This is a genomic window from Methylosinus sp. R-45379, assembly GCF_001644125.1.
Lineage (GTDB): Bacteria > Pseudomonadota > Alphaproteobacteria > Rhizobiales > Beijerinckiaceae > Methylosinus.
Genome location: NZ_LUUM01000031.1, coordinates 1 through 1,624, shown reverse-complemented (window position 1 = coordinate 1,624; position 1,624 = coordinate 1). Strand labels below are relative to the sequence as shown.

Genomic DNA, 1,624 nt, shown 5'->3' with positions numbered 1-1,624 from the left:
TCCCACCACGAAACATGAAGTGCAATTCGTGCAGGAAAAGCTCGTCGTCGGCGGCGTGTTCGGAAAGGCGCTCGGGGCGCTCGGGCGCTCCGCCGGCGCCATCGGCCGAATTCTGGAGGCCGCTACGCCATCGTCACAAGCGGCAATGCAGCCAGGCGCGCAACAGCCGCGCGAGCCATCGGCGCGCGAGAAACAGGCGAACAGCGAAGACGTCCAACGGCGTCTGCAAAACTTCGAGAAAACGCGCATGCAGTCGAAACGTGACGACTCGATGCTCCACGCCGCCGATGCGTCCGGGCGTGCGGCCCTCGACGCGATGGGGGCGCTTCGAGACGCGCCGGGAGCCTCGATCCTTAATCGTATCCAGGACGCCGCCGCCAACAACAAGGGTGGCATGAATGCTGTGATCGAAGGCATGAAGGCCGGAGGCCCGTTCCAAGGACTTCGGGAGGAACTCAAAGCCGCAGTTTCCGAGAACAACACGTTTGACGCGGCCTATGATCGAGCAGCTGTCGCTATCAGACAATACGGGGCGGATCGAGAGGCAATCGTTTCGGCTCTAGGCTCCCATCCCAACGCCTCGAACTGGAACGAGCATTTCAAAAAGCTCGACACCGCCGTCGGTGAGGCAGCCTCATCTATCCCGAAGAAAGAGGGCGACGACAGCATGCTGGAGCATCTCGGCGAGAAGGCCCGCGAGATCGTCGAAAAGGTCCTGGAAAAAATCAAAGCCGTGTTCCACCGCGATCCCGGCGCTCGGCCCTCTCCGAGCCCGGGACCCTGACAGCCATTTTTTCCGCCCCCGCCATTGCTATGCCCAATCGACATGCGAGGACTCCATGTCACGCCGAATCTTTCCCACTCTCTCGATCGCCCTCATCGGCCTGGCTTATGCAGCGTCGGCGTTCGCCCAATCCGCCGCCCCGGCGGCGCCGAACTACGACATCAGCTGGACCGCTCTCGACCCCGGCCAGGATTGGGCGGCCGAAGTGATCAAGGCCGTATTCCCCATCAACGGCAGCAGCTGCAGCGGCGGAGCGCAATCCGCGACATGCACTGGCTCCGCCGCCACTGTCATCGGCGAGCTGCTCGGCCGGTTCACCGGCTTCTCCATGGCTCTCGGCATGTTCTACGTGTGCTACCTCACCATCTGGAATATCTATCGGACGGCCGAGACCAGTAATCTTCTCACCAACTCGATGACCTCGATGTTCGTCGTGAGGATCGGCTTCGCCGCCATCATGATGTTTCCGATAACGTCCGGCTTCTCGATCGGCCAGGCCGCCGTTGTCCAGACGTCCATGTGGGGCATCGGCATGGCGGGATCGCTCTTCAAATTCGCGATCAAGGCCATCGGACCGGATGCGATGGTCATCGCCACGCCGATCATCCCCGGCACGAAAAACATCGTGCTCGGTGTCATGGAGAACGAGCTCTGCCGGGCCTTCGTCAATGAGGCGACCGCCAATCCGCAAATCGCGCCGGCCCCGACGCCGACGCTCGTCTCCGGCTCCACGACCTGGGCCTATTCTTTGTCGCCCGGCAATCAGACGGGCTCGCCGAGTTGCGGCACGATCACGGTCAATCAGCCCTCCGGCGCCCAGCAGCCGATCGCCGGCGTCAA

At 62.6% G+C, this 1,624-nt stretch carries 2 protein-coding genes; both read left to right on the top strand.

All coding sequences use genetic code 11. From position 1 onward, the window contains the following. The coding region (locus A1351_RS02095; protein WP_210178225.1) for a hypothetical protein at positions 1-784 on the top strand (784 nt) is incomplete at its 5' end. A gap of 55 nt (positions 785-839) precedes the next feature. Next, the coding region (locus A1351_RS02090; RefSeq protein WP_157096046.1) for a DotA/TraY family protein at positions 840-1,624 on the top strand (785 nt) is incomplete at its 3' end.